This window comes from Streptomyces sp. NPDC006739, from assembly GCF_042869815.1.
GTDB lineage: Bacteria > Actinomycetota > Actinomycetes > Streptomycetales > Streptomycetaceae > Streptomyces.
This window is the reverse complement of record NZ_JBIAGM010000003.1, coordinates 319,358-337,648: the sequence shown is the minus strand read 5'-3', so window position 1 is coordinate 337,648 and position 18,291 is coordinate 319,358. Positions and strand designations below refer to the sequence as shown.

The following is an 18,291-nucleotide window of genomic DNA, read 5'->3' as shown; positions in this document are numbered from 1 at the left end:
TGTCGGCGGGGCGCCGTCGCCCCGCGTGCCGTGGTCGGACTCAGATTCGTGACGCGCGCGGGGCCTCGGCAAGGCGGCTTCTGCCAGACGGAAGAGCTTGCGGAGCGGGCCGGGTCAGCCCGCGTCCGTCAGCCCCGTGGCGCGGCCCCCGGCGTCCCAGCGGACCTCCAGGACACGGGTCACGGCGGCACGGTCGAGCGGCCCGAAGACGTGCGGGAACAGGGTGCCTTCCGGGACTCCGGGCGGCGGCGCCGGGGCGGCCTCCTCGAAGACGCACTTCGCGGTCAGCCGGCTCTCGTCGAGCAGCAGCGCCAGCAGCGGCCTCGGCGCGTCGCGGTAGAAGGCGTTGACGACGGCGAGCGTGGTCCCCTCGTCGGGGGAGCAGTGGACGAAGCCGTCGTCCTGGAGGGAGGCGGGGGCGTACGGACGGTCAGGACGGGCGTTCCACTCGTCGGCCGTGACTACGTGATAGATCATGACGTCGATTTATATCCCGGACGGAGCATGGCCGAGGCCGTCCCGCGCGCCGTGCGGCGCCCGGGACGGCCTGCGGTGCGTGTCAGCAGGTGGGCACGTCCGACAGCCAGGCCGGGCCCTTGACGTAGATGTTGGTCAGCCACGAGCCGTCGGTCAGCTTGGCCCAGGCGTCGTTGGTGTAGCCGTCGGCCGTCACCTCCTGGGCGTGTGCCTGGCAGACCACGTTGACCGTCGTCGGCTGGGCGAAGTAGTCGACGACACCGGCGTTGACGTTGGGCTGGCTGTGCGTCCGCACTCCGGTGCCCCAGGTCTGGAACGCCTTGCTGCCCCCGCTCGGCGGCGGCGGGGTGCTGCCCCCGCAGTCCGGGATGCCGGGCAGCCAGGCCGGGCCCTTGACGTAGATGTTGGTCAGCCACGAGCCGTCGGCCAGCTTGGCCCACGCGTCGTTGGTGTAGCCGTCGGCGGTCACCGTCTCCGCGTGCTCCTGGCACTGCACGGACACCTGGGTGGGTCCGCCGAAGGTGTCCACGACGGACGACCCCACGCTCGGCGAGGAGTGGGTGCGCACACTGGTGCCCCACGTCTCGAAGGTCGTACCGCCGTCGGCCGGCGGGGGAGTGGGCGAGCCGGACGGGTTGATCCGGATCGCGCCCGCGTAGTCGCCGCCCGTGCGCACCGGCGTCACCCGGATGTGGGTGCCCGACTCGTAGGCCTCGACCATCTGCCCGGCGCCCAGGTACATGGCGACGTGGTGGATGTGGCCGCTGCCCCAGAACATCAGGTCGCCCGGGAGCAGCGGCGCGCTGCCCTGGCCGGCGGAGAAGCGGGCGGCGGCCTGGGAGCTGTGGAACTGGTCGTCGGCGGTGCCGTTGAGCAGGTCCCTGCCGGTGGCCTGGTAGTACGCGTACCGGGTAAGGCCCGAGCAGTCGAAGCCCTTGCGCTCGTTGTCGTGCTGGCTGGCCGGGTCCTGGCCGTCGTAGTAGCCGTAGGTGGCGCCGGGGGTGGCGCCGTGGCCGCCGCCCCAGCTGTACCAGACGCCGATCTGCGAGCAGGCCGCGGCGACGGCGGCCTGCGCGGTGGCCGAGGCCCCGGGGGCGAGGACACCACAGCTCGCGTCCTGCGCGGCCGCGGGCTTGGCGGTCGCCGCGTGGGCGGCGGCGGGAAGGAACGCGGCGAGAGCCACCGTCACGGTGGTCGCCACGGCCCTGCCGATGATCCGGCGCGTGTTTCTGATCTTCACTGCAGCACTTCCTTGGTCGACAGCGGAGGGTCCGTCACCGGAGAGACCGGAGCGGGCGGGCGGAGGTATGAGCGCCCCGGTGACCGGGTGAACCCGGTCACCGGCCGGGGCGCGGGAGGTGACCCGGTGCCGCGCCCCACCCCCGTAGGTGCGCGGCACCGGTGATCAGTGGCCCGGTCCCGGGCTAGTTGGACAACGCCGCCCGCATCTTGGCCAGGGCGCGCATCCGGTTGCGCTGGACGGTGCCGCGGTGGGCGCCGAGCTGTTCGCCGGCGGTGTCGTGGCTGAGGCCCTCCAGGTCCACGAGGATCACCGCGGCGGCCTCCTTCGGGGAGAGCGTCCTGAGCAGGGCCAGCGCGGTGGCGCTCGCCTCGTATCGGTCTAGGCCGCCGTCCCAGCCCGCCTCCGGCAGCCGGTCGGTGGCGCGTTCGCGCCGGGAGGGGTGCTGCCAGGAGTCGCGCAGCAGGTTCAGGGCGACGGTGCAGGTGTAGGCGTACGGGTGCCGCTGGTGTGCCAGGTTCCGTTCGCGGGCCCGTCGGGACAGCCGCAGGTAGGTCTCCTGGAGCAGGTCGTCGGCGTCATGGGGATTGCCGGTCATCGCCAGCAGCCGCCTGCGCAGCCGCGGCATGTCGGCGGTGAAGGAGTCGTCGAAGTCTCCCGGGCTCATCCGGTCGTCCTCGGGCGGGGCAGGAGGCAGGCACGCGCCGCCGCTGCTTTCCATGGTGTTCCCCCGTCTTCCGCGTTCTTCGGGTCTTCGGTGCTTCGGTCTGCCGGTGCTTGGGTGCTTCGGTGCTTCGTGGTGGTGGCGGGCCGCTGGTCATGCGGCCCGCGCGGGCGGGGCGGCCGGGCCGTAGCGGGCGGCCGGGGCGCCGCGCAGCAGCGCCCAGTACCGGTCGCCGTACGACCAGTGCCACCATTCGGTGGGGTAGTTGACGAACCCGGCGGCGGTCAGCGCCCGGCACATCAGGGCCCGGTTGGCGCGCGCCTCGGCGCTGATGTTCGGCGCACCGGTGCGGCAGGCGCCCGCGCTCTCCTCCGGGGTGGCGTTGACCTCGGTGCCGAGCGGCAGTTCCGTACCGTCCTCGGCGCACAGCGTCAGGTCCACCGCCCCGCCGCTGACGTGCGGGGCGACCTCCGGCGGGGAGATGTAGGCGCTGGCCAGCTCACGGATCCGGGCCGGCCCGGCCTCCGGGTGGGCGTGCCGCATGGTGGCCGCGTACTGCTCGTAGTAGCGCCGTTGCAGATCCGGCGGCCGGTACCCCTCGACGACCAGGAACCGGATCCCCACGGGCAGCAGGCGCTGCGCCTCGAGCAGGCGGCCCAGCGCCCCGGACCTGAGGTGGGCGTAGGCGCCGGCCTCGTCGGCCTGGCGCGGATCGAGCCGGAGTTCGGCTGCCTCGCGCAGGTCGACGAGCAGGTCACCGCAGTCGTGCTCGGTGATCTCGGCGACCCGGGAGTCGGAGAGCGGGATGATGTCCGTCACGAGAGACAGCCTGGCGGCACCCGCTGCAAATGCTCTGCAGGTTCCCTGCAAGCGGCTGACCAGCCGTGCTGCAGACGTGCTACGGCCGCCCTCGACGGTCAGTCCACCCGTTCGCGTGCCTCGCGGCAGTCCAGGGAGCGGAACACCTCCAGCGCCTCGGACCGGGCCGCCCGTGCGGCGCCGTCGTCGCCCCGCGCCTCGGCCAGGTCCCACAGGGTGCGCGCCCGCCACAGCGGCAGACGCAGCTCCGTCCAGAGCGCCAGGGCGTGTTCCAGGGGTTCGCGGGCCCGGCCGGGCTCACCGGCCGCCAGATGCGTCTCGCCGAGCGTGCGCAGCACCAGCGCCTCACCGAACCGGTCCTGCCGCTCCCGGGCCACCGCCAGGCACCGGCTGAGCCGCTCCCGCGCCCGCTCGGTCCGTCCGGTGCGCAACTCGACCTTGGCCAGGGACTGTTCGGTGTACATCACGCCGAAGGTGTCCTGCAGGGAGGCGAAGACGGCGAGCGCCTCGTGCAGCAGCCGTTCGGCCTCGGCGTGGGCGTCCTCGGCGCGGTGGCACAGGGCCAGCGAGCGCAGGGTGAGCGCCTCGCCGTTGCGGTCGCCGGCCGCCCGGTACAGGTCCAGGGCCTGGAACAGCGCCTCGCGCGCCTCGGCCGCCCGGCCCTGCTCGCGGTGCACATAGCCGATGCCGTACAGCACTCCCGCCCGGGCATCGAGATCGCCGGAGGGGCCGTACCGGTCCAGGGCGGTCTCCAGCAGCGTCAACGCCTCGCCGTACAGCGCCTGTTCGCGGCGGGCCGTGCCCATTCCGGCGAGCGCCTGCGCCTCGCCCTGGGGGAGGTCACCGCGCTCTTCGAACAGCCGCAGCGCGTCGCCGAAGTAGGCGTACGACGCCTCGAAGTCGTCCTGCTCGTAACGGAGTTGCCCGAGCCCGGTGAGCAGCCAGGCCTCGCCCTCGGTGTCCCCGCCACGGCGCACCGCCTCCATGGCCACGGTGTGCGACCGGGACCAGGCGTCGAACTGGTTGTACAGGGCGGCCGAACTCGCTATCAACGCCCCGGCGAGGTCCCGGGCGGCGCGGGTCATCCGCTGCTCGGCGCAGTGCGCCACCGCCGCCAGCAGACAGGCCTGCTCGGCGGCGAACCAGGCCGCGGGCCGCTCCAGCAGCTCCTCCTCGGTCTCCGGGTCCAGGGGGCGTACGACGGCCGGCTCGGGAAAGTGCCGGGCCGCGCCGCCCGGGCCCCGCGCGGCGGCCTGCTTGGCGAGCCCCAGCCAGCAGGCCACCAGCCGTAGCACCGCCGCCTCGCGTTCCTCGGCGCTCTCCTCCGACAGGCACCGCTCCCGGGCGTGCTCGCGGGCCAGGTCATGGATGCGGTAGCGGCCGCGGCCGGTGTCGTCCACCCCGATCACGTCGATGAAGTGGCAGTCCACCAGGCGCTCGACGGCCTCCTCGGCCTCCTCGGTGCCGATGTCGAGCAGGGGTGCGGCGATCCAGCCCGCGAAGTCCGGCAGGTCCAGCAGCGCCAGCCGGCGCAGCGCCCGCCGCTCGTGCGGGTCGAGGTCGGCGTAGCCCAGTTCCAGGCTGGTGCGCAACTCCAGGTCGCCGGCGCTGAGTTCGTTGAGCCGGCGGCGCTCGTTGCGCAGCCGGGCGGCGAGCCGGCCGGGCTGCCAGTGCGGCCGGGCCGCGAGCCGCGCGCCGGCGATGCGCACGGCGAGCGGCAGCCGGCCGCACAGGGCGACGATCTCGGCGGCCCGCTCCGGGTCGGCGGCCGTACGTTCCTTTCCGGCCACCCGCCGGAGCAGTTCGAGGGCGTCCTCCTCGTCCGGCACGGTGAGATCCAGATGGGCGGCGCCCTCCAGCGCCACCAGCCGGCGCCGGCTGGTGACCAGCACGGCGGAGCCGGGCCCGGACGGCAGCAGGGGCCGTACGTGCGCCTCGCCGGCCGCGTTGTCGAGGATCAGCAGGACGCGCCGGTGCCCGATGTGGGTGCGGTAGAGCCCGGTCAGTTCCTCCACGCCGCTGGGCAGGGTCTCCGGGTCGGCGCCCATGGCGCGCAGCAGCCGCGCGAGCGCGTCGGCGGGCTGCAGCGGGGTGGTGTCGGCGGCCCGCAGGTCCACGAACAGCCGTCCGTCCGGGAAGAGTTCGGCGGTGCGGTGGCCGACGTGCACGGCGAGGGCCGTCTTACCCATGCCCGAGCGTCCGGAGATCACCCCGATGGGCGGGGCGGTCCGGCCGGCCCCGCCCACGCCCCTGAGCAGGGTGGTGGCCCAGGAGACCTGCTCGGCGCGGCCCACGAAGTCGGCGATGTCGGGCGGCAGATGGGAGGGGGCGGGCCGGGCCGTCCCGTGGGCCGGGGCGGGCGCGGGGCGGGGCTGCGGCACCTGGACGGTGGACCGGTCGGCGCGCCCGGGGGTGCCCAGCACCCGGGTGTCGTTGGTGAGGACGGCCTGGTGCAGGGCGCGCAGTTCCGGACCGGCGTCGATGCCCAGTTCGGCGCGCAGCGCCTCGCGGCCCTCCTGGTAGGTGCGCAGGGCGTCGGAGACCCGGCCGGTGCGGAACAGGGCGGTCATCAGCTGGCCGCGCGGACGCTCCCGCAGCGGATGCGCGGCGACGTGCGCGAGCAGCGGGGCGATCGTCTCGTCCGCCCGGTCCAGCCGCAGCCGCAGACCGAAGGACTCCTCCTGGGCCACCAGCCGCAACTCGGCCAGCCGGGCCGCCTCGATCCGGGCGAACGACTGGCCGAGCCCCTCCAGGGCCTCCTGTCCCCGCCACAGCCCCAGCGCCTCGGCGAGGACGTCCGCCGCCTCCCGGGTGCGTCCGGCGGCCGCCTCGGCCCGGCCCGCCGCGAGGAGTTCCTCGAAGCGACGGGAGTCGACCCGGTCCGCGCCGAGGTCGGCGACGTACCCCGGGGGTCTGGTCCGGATCAGCTCCGGCGCGCCGACCTGGGCCAGCGCCCGGCGTACGGCGGAGACATGGGTGGCGACCAGGGCGGCGGCCGTGGCCGGAACGTCCTCGTCCCACACGAAGTCCATCAGCCGTTCGGTGGACAGCACCTCGCCGAGGTGCACGACCAGCGCGCCGAGCACGGCGAGGGGCCTGGAACCGCCCAGGGGGGCGCGCCGGTTCCCGTGCCACACCTCGACCGGGCCGAGCAGACGTACCTCGAACATGGGACCCCGATCGCCGCACCGTCCGACCCCTCGCGGATGGTCACAACGATATCCGGGAACCCCGTCAGGACATGCCGAAAGCCGGGCCGACCTGTCCGGAACCGGTCCGTCCGACTCGTCGGGCAGGGCCTTGTCCGGCGCCCGGCGGCCGGAACGGGGCCATGCCCGTGTCGTGCGGGGAGCGGCGGCCCGCCGGCCCTTCGTCCGGTCGGCAGTTGGCTGGATCTCGCGGGTACGCGCCGCGCTCCCGTACGTGGACGGCGTAGGGGCCGCCCTCGTATGACAGGCGGCCCACACAAATCCGTCACCGTATCCGCTGAACCGGAATCCCCGGGGCGCGACGGAATCGCGTGACGGAATCTTCAGGACGCGGGCATACGGACGGGACTCCTGGAGCGTCAACGGGCCGAAAGCACAAGCCTGTTCGACGACCGTGCCGAGATCGGCACCACATCCGACACCGAGATCGATGCCGAGGGAGTCGCCCGATGCCACGCCGTGCCCCGGCCCTCGTGGCCACCGCTCTGCTGGCGGCCACCGTCGCGGGATGCGCCGCCGCCGGCGGGGCGTCCGCCCCCGTCCCCGCCCCCGCCGGTGCGAGCGGCCGTCCCGCCCCGGGCGGCGACGACCGGACCCTGCAACTCGCGGAGCAGCTCCTGATCAAGGGCTGCATGGAGAAGCGGGGGTTCGCGTACTGGACCGAGGAGCCGAGGACGGCGGCGGACGGGGCGCGCCGCTTCCCGTACGTCGTCGACGACCCCGCCTGGGCCAGGGCCCACGGTTACGGCACCGACCTGTACCGCGCACGGCAGCGGGAGGTGTTGCGCGACCCCAACCAGCGGTACCTGCGCTCGCTGCCCGCGAGCCGTGGTCCCGCGCTCGTCAGCGCCCTCAACGGCGCCCGCCCGCAGGGGCTCTCGGCCCGCCTGCCGAACGGCGTCCGGGTCACGCACAGCGACCAGGGCTGCGCGGCCGAGGCGCAACGGGAGTTGTACAAGGACCTGCCGGCCTGGTTCCGGGCCACCCGGGTCCGCGACAGCCTGGACGGCATGCGTGTGGGCCTGGTGCTGGGCGACGCGAAGTACCGGGCGGCCACCGAGCCGTGGGCGCGCTGCCTGCGGGGCCGGGGCTACCCGTACCGCAGTCCCGCCGAGGCCCGGGCCGCGGCCACCGAACCGGGCCGGGAGTGGCCGCACGCCCGGGAGGTGCGGCTTGCCTCGGCCGAGGCGGCCTGCGCCGAGTCCACCGGGCTGGCGTCCGTGGCGAAGTCGCTCGACGCGAAGTACCGGACCGAACTGCGACGGCGCTACCCCGAGGAGGCGGCCGACCTGGCCCGCCTGCGGCGCGAGGCCCTGCCCCGGGCCCGCGCGATCGTCGCACGCGGCGACTGAACCGGCCGGCCGCCGCAGCCGCCACCACGGCCGGCCACCACGCCCGATCACCCCCCATCACCACCTCCCACTCACCACCTCCCACTCACCACCTCCCACTCACCACCCCCCAATCACCCCCCCATCACCACCCCCCATCACCACCTCCCACTCACCAGTCCCACCCATCACGAAACGAGGGAACCCATGTCCGTCAAGCGTGTCCTCACCCTCGCGGCCTCGGCCGCGACCGTCGCCGTTCTCGTCTCCCCGGTCTCCAGTGCCAGCGCGCTGGAGTCGGGTGCGCAGGGCGCCAAGGCGCCCCGGCTGGCCTCCGCCGACGGGTACCTGCACGTGTTCACCCAGCCCAACGGCGGCGGCCGGGAGTGCAGCTGGGCCGGCAACTCCGACAACTGGGGCAGCTGCCGCAACCTCACCTCCGACATCTGGAACAACGGCTACGCGGGCGGCAACGACGCCGTCGACCTGTACTGGGGCCTGAACGCCACCGGCGCGCACGCCTGCATCAGCCAGGGCGACCGCTGGAACGACACCACCCAGGACGACTACCACTTCACCTACGGAGCGGGTCTCGGCGGCTTCGGGGCCACCGTCAACAACAACATCTCCTCGCACCGCTGGGTCGACTACTGCAGCCAGGGCTGACCCCGGGACGCTCCGCACGGCGGTACGGGGGCAGCACGGCACCCCCCGTACCGCCGAGTTTCACACCGATGCCACCAGACCCTTCCCTGACGTTCGCTGCTCTTGGAACACTCGCACCGCGCAGATTCCGAAATGTTCCGGCATCCCGTACGTCAGGATGAGAGGTCTCTCACCCATGCCCGAAGTAAACCGGCGCCGCTTCCTCCAACTCGCGGGCGCCACCACGGCGTTCAGCGCGCTGTCCAACAGCATCGAGCGCGCGGCCGCGCTGCCCGCGAACCACCGCACGGGATCGATCGAGGACGTCGAGCACATCGTCGTCCTGATGCAGGAGAACCGTTCCTTCGACCACTACTTCGGCTCGCTCAGAGGCGTCCGCGGCTTCGGCGACCCGCGCCCGGTGACGCAGAACGGCAGGTCCGTCTGGCACCAGTCCGACGGCACGAAGGACGTACTGCCCTTCCACCCCGACGCCGACGATCTCGGCCTGGCCTTCATCCAGGACCTCCCGCACGGCTGGAACGACGGGCACGCGGCCTTCAACGGCGGCAAGTACGACAAGTGGGTGCCCAACAAGTCGTCCACGACGATGGCGTACCTGACCCGCGACGACATCCCGTTCCACTACGCGCTGGCGGACGCCTTCACCATCTGCGACGCCTACCACTGCTCGTTCATCGGCTCGACCGACCCGAACCGCTACTACCTGTGGACCGGGTACACCGGCAACGACGGCCAGGGCGGCGGCCCGGTCCTCGGCAACGACGAGGCGGGCTACGCGTGGACGACGTACCCCGAGCGCCTGGAGAAGGCCGGGGTCTCCTGGAAGATCTACCAGGACGTCGGCGACGGCCTGGACGCGGCCCACTCCTGGGGCTGGATCAAGGACGCCTACCGCGGCAACTACGGCGACAACTCGCTGCTCTACTTCAAGCAGTACCAGAACGCCCAGCCCGGCGACCCCCTGTACGACAAGGCGCGCACCGGCACCGACGCCGCCAAGGGCGAGGGCTTCTTCGACCGGCTCAAGGCCGACGTCAAGGGCGGCAAGCTGCCGCAGATCTCCTGGGTCGTCGCCCCCGAGGCCTTCACCGAGCACCCCAACTGGCCCGCCAACTACGGTGCCTGGTACGTCTCCCAGGTCATCGAGGCGCTCATCTCGGACCCCGCGGTGTGGGCGAAGACGGCCCTGTTCATCACCTACGACGAGAACGACGGGTTCTTCGACCACCTGATCCCGCCGTTCCCGCCGGGCTCCGCCGCGCAGGGCAGGTCCACGGTCGAGGTCGGCCCGGACCTGTTCAAGGGCGACGCCGCCCACCCGGCCGGTCCCTACGGACTCGGCCAGCGGGTGCCGATGCTGGTCGTCTCGCCGTGGAGCAAGGGCGGCTTCGTCTGCTCCGAGACCCTCGACCACACCTCCGTCATCCGGTTCATGGAGCGCCGCTTCGGTGTGCACGAGCCGAACATCTCGCCCTGGCGGCGCGCCGTCTGCGGCGACCTGACCGCGGCCTTCGACTTCTCCCGCAAGGACACCCGGCCGGTCTCCCTGCCGAGCACGGCCGGCTACCAGCCGCCGGACCACGACCGCCACCCGGACTACGTCCCCACCCCGCCGGCCCACCCGGCCCTGCCCAAGCAGGAACGCGGCAGCCGCCCCACCCGCCCGCTCCGCTACGCGCCCGTGGTGGACGGCGCGGCCGACGCGGCGGCCGGGAAGTTCACGCTCAGGTTCTCCTCCGGCGCGGGGGCCGGCGTCGCCTTCCTGGTGACCTCGAACAACCGCACCGACGGCCCCTGGAGTTACACCACCGAGGCCGGCAAGTCCCTCTCCGACACCTGGAACACGGCGTACTCGGGCGGCTCCTACGACCTGTCGGTGCACGGCCCGAACGGCTTCCTGCGCGTCTTCAAGGGCCCGGGCAAGGCCGCGGGTCCGGAGGTCACGGCCCGCCACCGGGGCGACGACGTCGAACTCACCTTCACCAACAGGGGTTCCGGCACCGTGCGGCTGAAGCTGGTGAACGGATACGGCGGCAGGCCGCGCACCTTCACCGTGCGGGCCGGGGCGACGGTCAGGCACACCGTGGGCCTCGCGCCGAGCCGTCGCTGGTACGACCTCACGGTCACCTGCGACACCGAACCCACGTTCCTGCGCGGATTCGCCGGGCACGTGGAGAACGGGCGCCCCGGGGTCAGCGACCCGGCCATCGTCACGCGGTGAGCGAGGGTACTGTGCCCCGGTGACCACACAATCGAACACTCCTGCAGGCTGGTACCCGGATCCGCACGGCGCGTCCCAGACGCTCCGGTACTGGGACGGCGCGCAGTGGACCGAGCAGACCGACCGGGCGCCGCAGCAGACCGGTGACGCCCGGGTGGAACGGCAGGTCCGGCAGCAGGCCGGGGTCGCGGCAGGCGGCCCCGGCGGCGGCACCCTGTTCACCGAGCCGGTGCTGGTGGTGAACCAGAAGGCCAAGCTGATCGAGCTGACCAACGAGTACAAGGTCATGGACCAGGGCGGCCGGGAGATCGGCTCGGTCGTGGAGGTCGGGCAGAGCGTGCTGAGGAAGATCGTGCGCTTCCTCTCCAGCCTCGACCAGTTCATGACGCACAAGCTGGAGATCCGCGACGCCCACGGCCGGCCGCAGCTGGTGCTGACCCGGCCCGGGAAGATCCTCAAGTCCCGGGTGATCGTGACGCGCCCGGACGGCTCGCCGGTGGGTGAGATCGTCCAGCAGAACGTGTTCGGGAAGATCAACTTCGCGATGAACGCCGACGGCCGGCAGGTCGGCGCGATCAAGGCGGAGAACTGGCGGGCGTGGAACTTCGCGATCGTCGACCACGCGGACAACGAGGTGGCCCGGATAACCAAGACCTGGGAGGGCCTCGCCAAGACGCTGTTCACGACCGCGGACAACTACGTCCTGCAGATCCACTACCAGCTGCCCGAGCCGCTGCTGAGCCTGGTCGTCGCCACGGCGCTGACCGTCGACACCGCGCTCAAGCAGGACTCGCGGGGTTTGGGCTGAACCCCGGTTTCCCGGTTTCCCGGTTCGCGGGTTCACAGGTCCACAGGTTCACAGAGCGGTGAGGTGCCCCGTCTCCGGCCGGCGTGGTGCCAGCGCCGGTTCCGGGGTGGCGGTGCCGGGCTCCAGGGCCAGCACCGCGGCCACCGGGTGTTCGTCGTCGTGGTCGGCGGGGCCGTCGGGACCGTCGTGCGCGGGGCCGGACGGCGACCGGGTGAGCAGGACCACGCCCCAGGACGCCAGCCCGGCTCCCGCCAGCGCCAGCGGGACTCCCGCTGCTCCGCCCCGCAGGCCCTGTCCGAGCAGGGTGAGGCCGATGACCGCGGCCGCCACCGGGTTGGCCAGGGTGACCACCGCCAGCGGGGCGCCGAGACCGCCCCGGTAGGCGGTCTGCGACAGCAGCAGACCGCCCACGGCGAACGCGGCCACCAGCAGGGTCACCACGACCACCTCGGCGCTCAGCACCGGACCGGAGCGGTCCGTGGCCGCCACCGTCACCGTCTGGGTGAGCGCCGAGGCGACCCCGGAGGCGAAGCCGGAGGCGGAGGCGTGCCGCAGGCCGGGCCGGGCGCCGGGCCGGGCGAGCATGCCGACCAGCGCGGCGGTCGTACCGGCGACCGCCACCGCCTCGGGCAGGCTCAGCGCCCGCTCCGGCGCCGGACCCGAGGCGGCGACCAGCAGCGACCCCAGCCCCAGCAGCGTCAGGGCCGTACCCCGCCACTCGGACCCGCTGACCCGCCGCCCGGCCGCCCGGGCCCCCATCGGCACGGCCGCGACCAGGGTCAGGGCCCCCAGTGGCTGTACGACGGCGAGCGGGCCGTACCGCAGCGCCACCACGTGCAGCAGCGCGGCGCCCGCGTTCAGCCCGACCGCCGACCACCAGGCGCCGGTGCCGAGCAGCCTCAGCAGAGCCGCGTCGGAACTGCGCGCCGCGAGGCGCTCCTGGGCCACCGCGGCGGCGGCGTAGGCGACGGCCGAGACCAGGGACAGGGCGACGGCGACCAGGGTGGCGTTCACCGGCCCGCTCCGACCAGGACGGGCTCCTCCGGCACGCGCACGCGTGCACGCGCGCCGCGTTCCGCCGTGCCGGCCGCGCGGTGCGGCGGACGGATCACCGCGAGGGCGACGCCGAGCATGGCGGTGGCCACGACCGCGTCGAGCCAGTAGTGGTTCGCCGTGCCCACGATGACCACCAGCGTGATCAGCGGATGCAGCAGCCACAGCCAGCGCCGGCGCGAGCGGGTGGCCACGATCAGGCCGACCGCCACCATCAGCGCCCAGCCGAAGTGCAGCGAGGGCATCGCCGCGAACTGGTTGGACAGATGGTCGCTCGACGGCGGCCCGTACACCGAGGGGCCGTACACCCGCGCGGTGTCCACCAGACCGGTCGCGGCCAGCATGCGCGGCGGGGCCAGCGGGAACGTGAAGGGCAGTACCAGGGCGGCGGCGGTCAGCACGGCCAGCACCCGGCGGGCCCAGACGTAGTGCGCCGGCCGCCGCAGATACAGCCAGACCAGGAAGGCCACGGTGGCCGGGAAGTGGACCGTCGCGTAGTAGGTGTTCGCCAGGTGCACGAGGGTGTCGCCGTGCAGCAGTGCGGACTGCACGGAGTTCTCGCCCGGGAGGTGCGCCGCCCGCTCCCAGCCCCACACCCGGCCGGCGTTGCGCAGGGCCTCGGCGGTGTGGCCGGTGGCCAGCTGCCGGCCGAGCTTGTAGACGAGGAAGAGCCCTGCGACGAGCAGGAACTCACGCAGAAGCGGCGGCCGCGCTATGGCGCCCGGCTCCGCTTCGGCAGGCTCGGTTCGGGCATTCATCCCCCGGCCCCTTCACTGACGGTCGTGCGTGGAGAACTCATCGATACGTCACCGTACCGAAACGCCAGTGTACCGATACGCTGGAGTACCGGTACACTCACGTATCGATAGACGTACGCCACACTGGATTCGGGTTTCGGAGAGGACGCCGGTTTCGAAAGGCGCCGGCTTCGGGAGACAACGGCTTCGAGAGAGAGGAAGCGCATGACGTCGCAGGCCGCGGACGGACCGGACACGGTCGCCGCCTCGCGCCGCTCCAAGATCACGCCGGAGCGTGAGAAGGAGTTCTTCGACGCCGTGCTCGAACAGATCCGCGAGTGCGGCTATGACTCCGTCACCATGGAGGGCATCGCCGCCAGCACCCGGTGCAGCAAGTCCACGCTCTACCGGCAGTGGAAGACCAAGCCCCAGTTCGTCGCCGCCGCGCTGCGCGCCCGCCGGACCGTGCGGTTCGCCGGCATCGACACCGGGTCCCTGGCCGGCGACCTGCGCCAGACCGCGCGGGCCGCGGGGGACTGGTCGGGCAAGGACACCAAACTGCTCCAGGCGCTCGGCCACGCGCTGACGTCCGACCACGAGCTGCAGCAGGCGCTGCGCGAGACGCTGATCGACCCCGAGATCCGTGCCCTGCGGGCGATCCTCGGGCGCGGGGTGGAGCGTGGCGAGATCCCGGCCGGGCATCCCGCGCTGGAGTACGTGCCCGCGATGATGTTCGGAGTCCTGCGTGTCAGGCCGGTGCTGACCGGCCAGTACGCCGACTCCGACTACCTGGTCCGCTTCGTGGAGGCCGTCGTGCTGCCCGCGCTCGGGCTGACCTAGAGGACTCGGGCTCAGGCCGCCGTCCACGGGATGACTGGACGACGGCCTGCGCGCGCCGCACCGTGGGGACGGGGGCGGCGCGAACCACCCGGCCGGGTGGGGCTCCCCCATGAGCGGAGGGGTGCCCCACCCGGCCGACGGCTGCACCGCCCGGTCCGCGCCCTGGCCGACCGGACGTCAGACGTTCTGTCCGTCGCCGTCGCCGGACGACACCTTGATGCCCTGGGTGATCGTGTCGATTACAACTCACCTAGGACCGGCAGCCCACTGAACTGCGGCGCAGCCTCACCCGAGACCCCTGATGGGAGAGAGATGGGAAACGGAGGGACCCAAAGCCCCGCAGCCAACACCTTCTTCTCCCACACACCCTGCAGGTACTCGACGATACGCATCTCCATGCTGATCGTCACGTTGCTGTAGACGCCCTCCATGCCCGGCAACTCATGCCCCATCCGGGCCTCCTTCGCCACCGTCGCAATGTCCGCCCCCGGCTCATCCAGCAACTCGCGGTGCCAGTGCCGCAGCCGATACAAGTCCTGGCCGGCCATCTCGGGGACAGCAGGGATCGCAGGCCTCACGTAACGCATGTACCGCGCCCGCGGCTTGCGCTCATCAGCACCGTCACGGATCGGCCGCCAATAGCTCTCCGTGAACACGCCACACGACAGCAGATGCTTGCCCGCCATCGACGGAAACACCCACGGCGAGGCGTGCGACGCCAGGAGCGCAGCGTGGATTTCATGGAGAAATGGCGGGATCACCAAGGTTCTATAGCTGTCGTACTTCGGTCCCGCGAGCGTCGGCACGCTCTTGGGCTCGCTCGCCACGTAGTACGCCTGATGCTGCACACGGAGCGCGTGCAACTTGGCATAGCGCTTCGCTGCCTCACGACCGCGCGTGACAACAGGATCTGTGGCCGGCCAGTTCGGTGACGCGAACCCCCGCTGTAAACCGACCATTTCGCCGGGCGGACGCATGCCCGTGAAGGCGATGGTGAGGATGTAAGCCCAGCCGGTGTAGCCCCACACGTGGTAGGCGTTGACAGCAAGCTGGTGCACGGCCTCGATGGGAAGCTCGGATTTGACACGGCGGGTCTGCTTCTTGCGATAGCGGCCTCGCCGCCGCTGCTCGATCACCGGGGACTCGGTCCGCAGCCGGTACTTGGTGACCGCGTCTTCCATCAGCATCTTGAAGACACCACGGACGGCACCCGAGTAGTTCTCCGAGTACTCCTGGCTGATCTTCCGCTTCCAGAAGTCGTACTCGACTGGGCTGATGTCCCCGACCGGCCGGTTCCCCCAGTACGGCTCGATGACCGAGCGCAGGATCGACCGGTACGTTTTCATGGAGTTCGGCCGAATGTCGGCGGCGTCGAACCACAGCCACATGTACTCGGACATCGGGGTGGCCGCGCTGGCGCGACGGACTCCCTTGCCATGCCGCTGCTCGTACTCGCGGTCCAGGCCGTACGTGTACGCCTCGTCCTCGTCCTGGAACTTGACGCCGGGCGCCGGACCGGAGGCGCTCTCGTACTTCTTTGCCTTCGTCGGCTTGCCGTCCGGGCCGAGCTTGTACTCGCCGCCCCACCACTTCACGCGGATGTTCTGGCCGCGCACCTCTACGTAGGGCATGCGCCCTCCCCGTTGTGCAGGTTGAGACGCGGATACGCCGGCAGGCACCCCTACCACCGGCCTCCGCGTGCTGACTGCTCTACTCTGCCTGCCCCACGGGGCATTGGCGGCAGGTTTTGCAGTCGATTCCCTGACTGGACATCAGTCTCCGTACGCGTGCCTGACTCACGCGGTCGGTGGCTGTGTCTGTGGCCAGGATGCAGACGATTTCTCCCGCCGTTTCGACTACCTGGCCTATGAAGCCGGGCGCGTCGTACGTGATGATCGTTGCCATACAGGTTCCCCCTGTCCTGCGGTGGAGAACCCCTCAGGTGGACCGTCAGCCTCGCATGGGGAACGGCCGTGCGGGAAGTGGCGATTGAGGATTCACCCAACCCGGAAGATAACAATCCGGTAACGGCGAAAAGGTTGTATATCGAGAGCCACCAGTCCATGTGGACTACGGGATCAAACCCCGCCTCCGCAACTCCTCCGCAACCTGTTCATTCAACTCACGGATCTGACGCCCGGTGAGTTCCGGAGCGACGAGCATCGCGGACTTCGTCACCGCATCGGGCAGCCCGTCAGCCAAGGCCTCCGCATCGAAGCGCGCGATCTGGCCGCCCTCGATCAGCTCGGTGCCGTCCTGGAGGGTGATGGAGTCGACGGTGCCTTCGAGGACGGCTCTGCAGGAGCCGGCGCGCATGCTGAAGCCGACTTCGAGCTTGGCGTAGCTGGAGTCTCTGACGCTCTGGCCGTCCTCGATCTTCCAGTACGTCATATAGGAGATGCCGCAGGTCGGTCCTGCTGCCTGCTTCGTGAGACCGAGCTGGGCGCGTCGCTGGGCCACGAGCGCGGCTAGGCGCTTCAAGTGGCGGGCGTCCTGCTCGCTGGGGGGCGTCATGGCGCCATCATCGCAGCTACCTCCAGCTACCGCTATACGCACCTTTATGCATGGCCGAATACACGGGGTAACCGGCCGGTATCGAGCAGCCAAGCTATGGCCAGCTATACGACTTTTTAGATTACCCACGAGTACGTCTAGTTCCATCTAGATTCGTGCGCTAGATTCCTCGCATGGAGAGACCCCAACCCACCTTCCAGGTGGCAGGGGCGGCCATCCGCACCCGCCGCATGCAACTGGGCCTCACCCAGGCCCAACTCGCCCAACGCGCCCGAATCAGCAGGCCCTACGTGACCCAGCTGGAAAACGGCGACCGAAGCGACATGCGGCCCCCCACATACACGCGACTGCGCTACGCCCTCCGGATCCAGACCAACGACCGCCAACTCCTCACCCCGCCCGAAGATCAGCACGGAAAGGACGACCATGCCCGCCACGACGGGAACCCCCACCCGCACCCGGAAGACCCCGGCTGAACCGGTCCTGGAGAACTTCTACACGGTCTCCGAGGCCGCTGTCCGGCTCCGGCTCCGCGACGAGGACGACCCCACCACCAAGGGCGAAAAGGTCCTCCGCGACGGCGTCAATCTGCACGGCTGGCCGTGCCACCGGTACCCCAACCGGCTCCTGTTCAGCGACTCCGACCTCGCCCAGATCGCCGAGCTGCACCGCAACCGCAAGGACAAGCGGGCCGGCCGGCGCAGCCCCACCTCCGGGTACAGGCCGCGCCGCACACGGGCGACGGCGCCGGCGACTCCCTGAACGAAGCGGGGCCGCCCCGGACACGACCCGGAGACGACCCCTCGCAGCACCATCCCACCAACCGAAAGGAGAGGCCGCGTGTCTCTCATTCTCCCCGATCAATCCGGTGAGCTGGTACTCACCGAGTCCCGCACGATGCGGGCACAGACCGCCAGCCGGGTCGACGTCCTCGACAAGGTGAAGGCGCTCGCTCTGCTGCCGGACGGCGTACACGCCACCACCGACGGCGTCGCCGCGTACTACGAAGTCGGCCTGGACGCCATCGAGAGTGTCGTCCGCCGCTACCGCGAGGAACTGGTCGAGAACGGCATGGAGACGCTCCGCGGCGATGCGCTCCGTTCCTTCAATGAGACTGCCAAGCTGACAGTCTCATCTCGCCGCAACTCGCTGCGCGTCTTCACCCGCCGAACGATCCTGAACGTCGGCCAGCTGCTGACCGAGTCCGACGTCGCTCGCAAAGTGCGCACCTACCTGCTGGAGGTCGAGGCCCAGGCCACACCGCAGCAGAAGTCGGAGGCGCTCCAACAGCTGGAGCTGGCCGAGGCCCGCATGCGGGTCCTGAAGGTCGCCGAGGGCATCGTCGACGATGCGTGGCTGGAGACGAAGGCCCGTCTGGTCGCCGCGAAGGCGCTGGGTGAGGAGCCGGAGGTCGACCCGCTCGACGTGCCGCTGTACGTCCCGGACTTCCTGAAGACGCTAGGGCTGAAGCGCAAGGACATCGAGTTCGCGCAGTCCTGGTTCGGCCGGCACGCGTCGGCGATCTGCAAGGAGCTGCGGATCGAGCTGCCGCAGGAGCGTCAGTCGGAGTTGCCGAACGGGTCGGTGCGGTCGACGAAGGCGTGGACGGAGCGGCATCGGCCGGTGTTCGAGCTGACGTGGGCGCGGCACTACGCGCACAAGTTCCCGGGCCTGTTCGACCTGGGCGGTGCGGCATGAGTGCTTCTCCG

General features: G+C 71.5%; 17 protein-coding genes. 8 read left to right on the top strand and 9 right to left on the bottom strand.

The annotated features are described in order from the left end of the window. Window positions 1-114: 114 nt before the first annotated feature. From ACFYMM_RS08410 to ACFYMM_RS08390, 5 genes are all read right to left on the bottom strand, one after another. On the bottom strand, window positions 115-477 hold the full coding sequence (locus ACFYMM_RS08410; RefSeq protein WP_388385027.1) for a DUF952 domain-containing protein: 363 nt from the start codon (window positions 475-477) through the stop codon (window positions 115-117). A gap of 82 nt (window positions 478-559) precedes the next feature. Further along, entirely contained in the window at window positions 560-1,717 is a 1,158-nt protein-coding gene (locus tag ACFYMM_RS08405) for a C40 family peptidase (RefSeq protein WP_388385025.1), read from the bottom strand. 184 nt (window positions 1,718-1,901) lie between these two features. Next, window positions 1,902-2,438, bottom strand: coding sequence for an RNA polymerase sigma factor (locus ACFYMM_RS08400; RefSeq protein ID WP_388385024.1), 537 nt, complete (start codon window positions 2,436-2,438; stop codon window positions 1,902-1,904). Between the two features lie 96 nt (window positions 2,439-2,534). Continuing rightward, a complete protein-coding gene (locus ACFYMM_RS08395) occupies window positions 2,535-3,200 on the bottom strand; it encodes a M15 family metallopeptidase (RefSeq protein ID WP_388385023.1) in 666 nt (221 codons plus the stop codon). A 98-nt stretch (window positions 3,201-3,298) separates the two neighbouring features. Further along, window positions 3,299-6,370, bottom strand: coding sequence for a BTAD domain-containing putative transcriptional regulator (locus tag ACFYMM_RS08390; protein ID WP_388385022.1), 3,072 nt, complete (start codon window positions 6,368-6,370; stop codon window positions 3,299-3,301). Between the two features lie 488 nt (window positions 6,371-6,858). Between ACFYMM_RS08390 and ACFYMM_RS08385 the strand changes: the two genes are divergently transcribed. The 4 genes from ACFYMM_RS08385 to ACFYMM_RS08370 all read left to right on the top strand — a co-directional run bounded on the left by ACFYMM_RS08385 (window position 6,859) and on the right by ACFYMM_RS08370 (window position 11,438). Beyond that, the gene (locus tag ACFYMM_RS08385) at window positions 6,859-7,761 is read left to right on the top strand and encodes a hypothetical protein (RefSeq protein ID WP_388385021.1); all 903 of its coding nucleotides are present in this window, start codon (window positions 6,859-6,861) and stop codon (window positions 7,759-7,761) included. A 186-nt stretch (window positions 7,762-7,947) separates the two neighbouring features. Next, window positions 7,948-8,406 (top strand): hypothetical protein, encoded by a 459-nt coding sequence (locus ACFYMM_RS08380; RefSeq protein ID WP_388385020.1) that lies wholly within the window; start codon window positions 7,948-7,950, stop codon window positions 8,404-8,406. Between the two features lie 175 nt (window positions 8,407-8,581). Continuing rightward, window positions 8,582-10,630, top strand: coding sequence for a phosphocholine-specific phospholipase C (locus ACFYMM_RS08375; protein ID WP_388385019.1), 2,049 nt, complete (start codon window positions 8,582-8,584; stop codon window positions 10,628-10,630). 19 nt (window positions 10,631-10,649) lie between these two features. Further along, complete coding sequence (locus ACFYMM_RS08370) at window positions 10,650-11,438, top strand: phospholipid scramblase-related protein (protein ID WP_388385018.1); 789 nt, start codon at window positions 10,650-10,652, stop codon at window positions 11,436-11,438. Window positions 11,439-11,486: 48 nt separating this feature from the next. Here the strand turns inward: ACFYMM_RS08370 and ACFYMM_RS08365 are convergent, their stop codons facing one another. Further along, complete coding sequence (locus tag ACFYMM_RS08365; protein ID WP_388385017.1) at window positions 11,487-12,452, bottom strand: hypothetical protein; 966 nt, start codon at window positions 12,450-12,452, stop codon at window positions 11,487-11,489. Then, window positions 12,449-13,249, bottom strand: a complete 801-nt coding sequence (locus tag ACFYMM_RS08360) for a phosphatase PAP2 family protein (protein WP_388385016.1) — start codon at window positions 13,247-13,249, stop codon at window positions 12,449-12,451. Before ACFYMM_RS08360 ends, ACFYMM_RS08365 begins: the two co-directional genes overlap by 4 nt. 204 nt (window positions 13,250-13,453) lie before the next feature. Here ACFYMM_RS08360 and ACFYMM_RS08355 point away from each other — a divergent pair, with 204 nt between their 5' ends. Then, window positions 13,454-14,068, top strand: coding sequence for a TetR/AcrR family transcriptional regulator (locus ACFYMM_RS08355; RefSeq protein ID WP_388385015.1), 615 nt, complete (start codon window positions 13,454-13,456; stop codon window positions 14,066-14,068). 239 nt (window positions 14,069-14,307) lie between these two features. Here ACFYMM_RS08355 and ACFYMM_RS08350 read toward each other — a convergent pair whose 3' ends face one another. Both ACFYMM_RS08350 and ACFYMM_RS08345 read right to left on the bottom strand, forming a co-directional pair. Next, the gene (locus ACFYMM_RS08350) at window positions 14,308-15,699 is read right to left on the bottom strand and encodes an integrase (RefSeq protein WP_388385014.1); all 1,392 of its coding nucleotides are present in this window, start codon (window positions 15,697-15,699) and stop codon (window positions 14,308-14,310) included. Between the two features lie 439 nt (window positions 15,700-16,138). Beyond that, complete coding sequence (locus ACFYMM_RS08345; RefSeq protein WP_388385013.1) at window positions 16,139-16,582, bottom strand: hypothetical protein; 444 nt, start codon at window positions 16,580-16,582, stop codon at window positions 16,139-16,141. Between the two features lie 173 nt (window positions 16,583-16,755). Between ACFYMM_RS08345 and ACFYMM_RS08340 the strand changes: the two genes are divergently transcribed. The 3 genes from ACFYMM_RS08340 (at window position 16,756) to ACFYMM_RS08330 (ending at window position 18,280) form a co-directional block, all read left to right on the top strand. Next, window positions 16,756-17,058, top strand: a complete 303-nt coding sequence (locus ACFYMM_RS08340; protein ID WP_388385012.1) for a helix-turn-helix domain-containing protein — start codon at window positions 16,756-16,758, stop codon at window positions 17,056-17,058. After that, window positions 17,009-17,344, top strand: a complete 336-nt coding sequence (locus ACFYMM_RS08335; RefSeq protein WP_388385011.1) for a hypothetical protein — start codon at window positions 17,009-17,011, stop codon at window positions 17,342-17,344. The genes ACFYMM_RS08340 and ACFYMM_RS08335 overlap by 50 nt, the downstream gene beginning before the upstream one ends. Before the next feature lie 78 nt (window positions 17,345-17,422). Continuing rightward, on the top strand, window positions 17,423-18,280 hold the full coding sequence (locus ACFYMM_RS08330) for a hypothetical protein (protein WP_388385010.1): 858 nt from the start codon (window positions 17,423-17,425) through the stop codon (window positions 18,278-18,280). The last annotated feature ends 11 nt before the right edge of the window (window positions 18,281-18,291 follow it).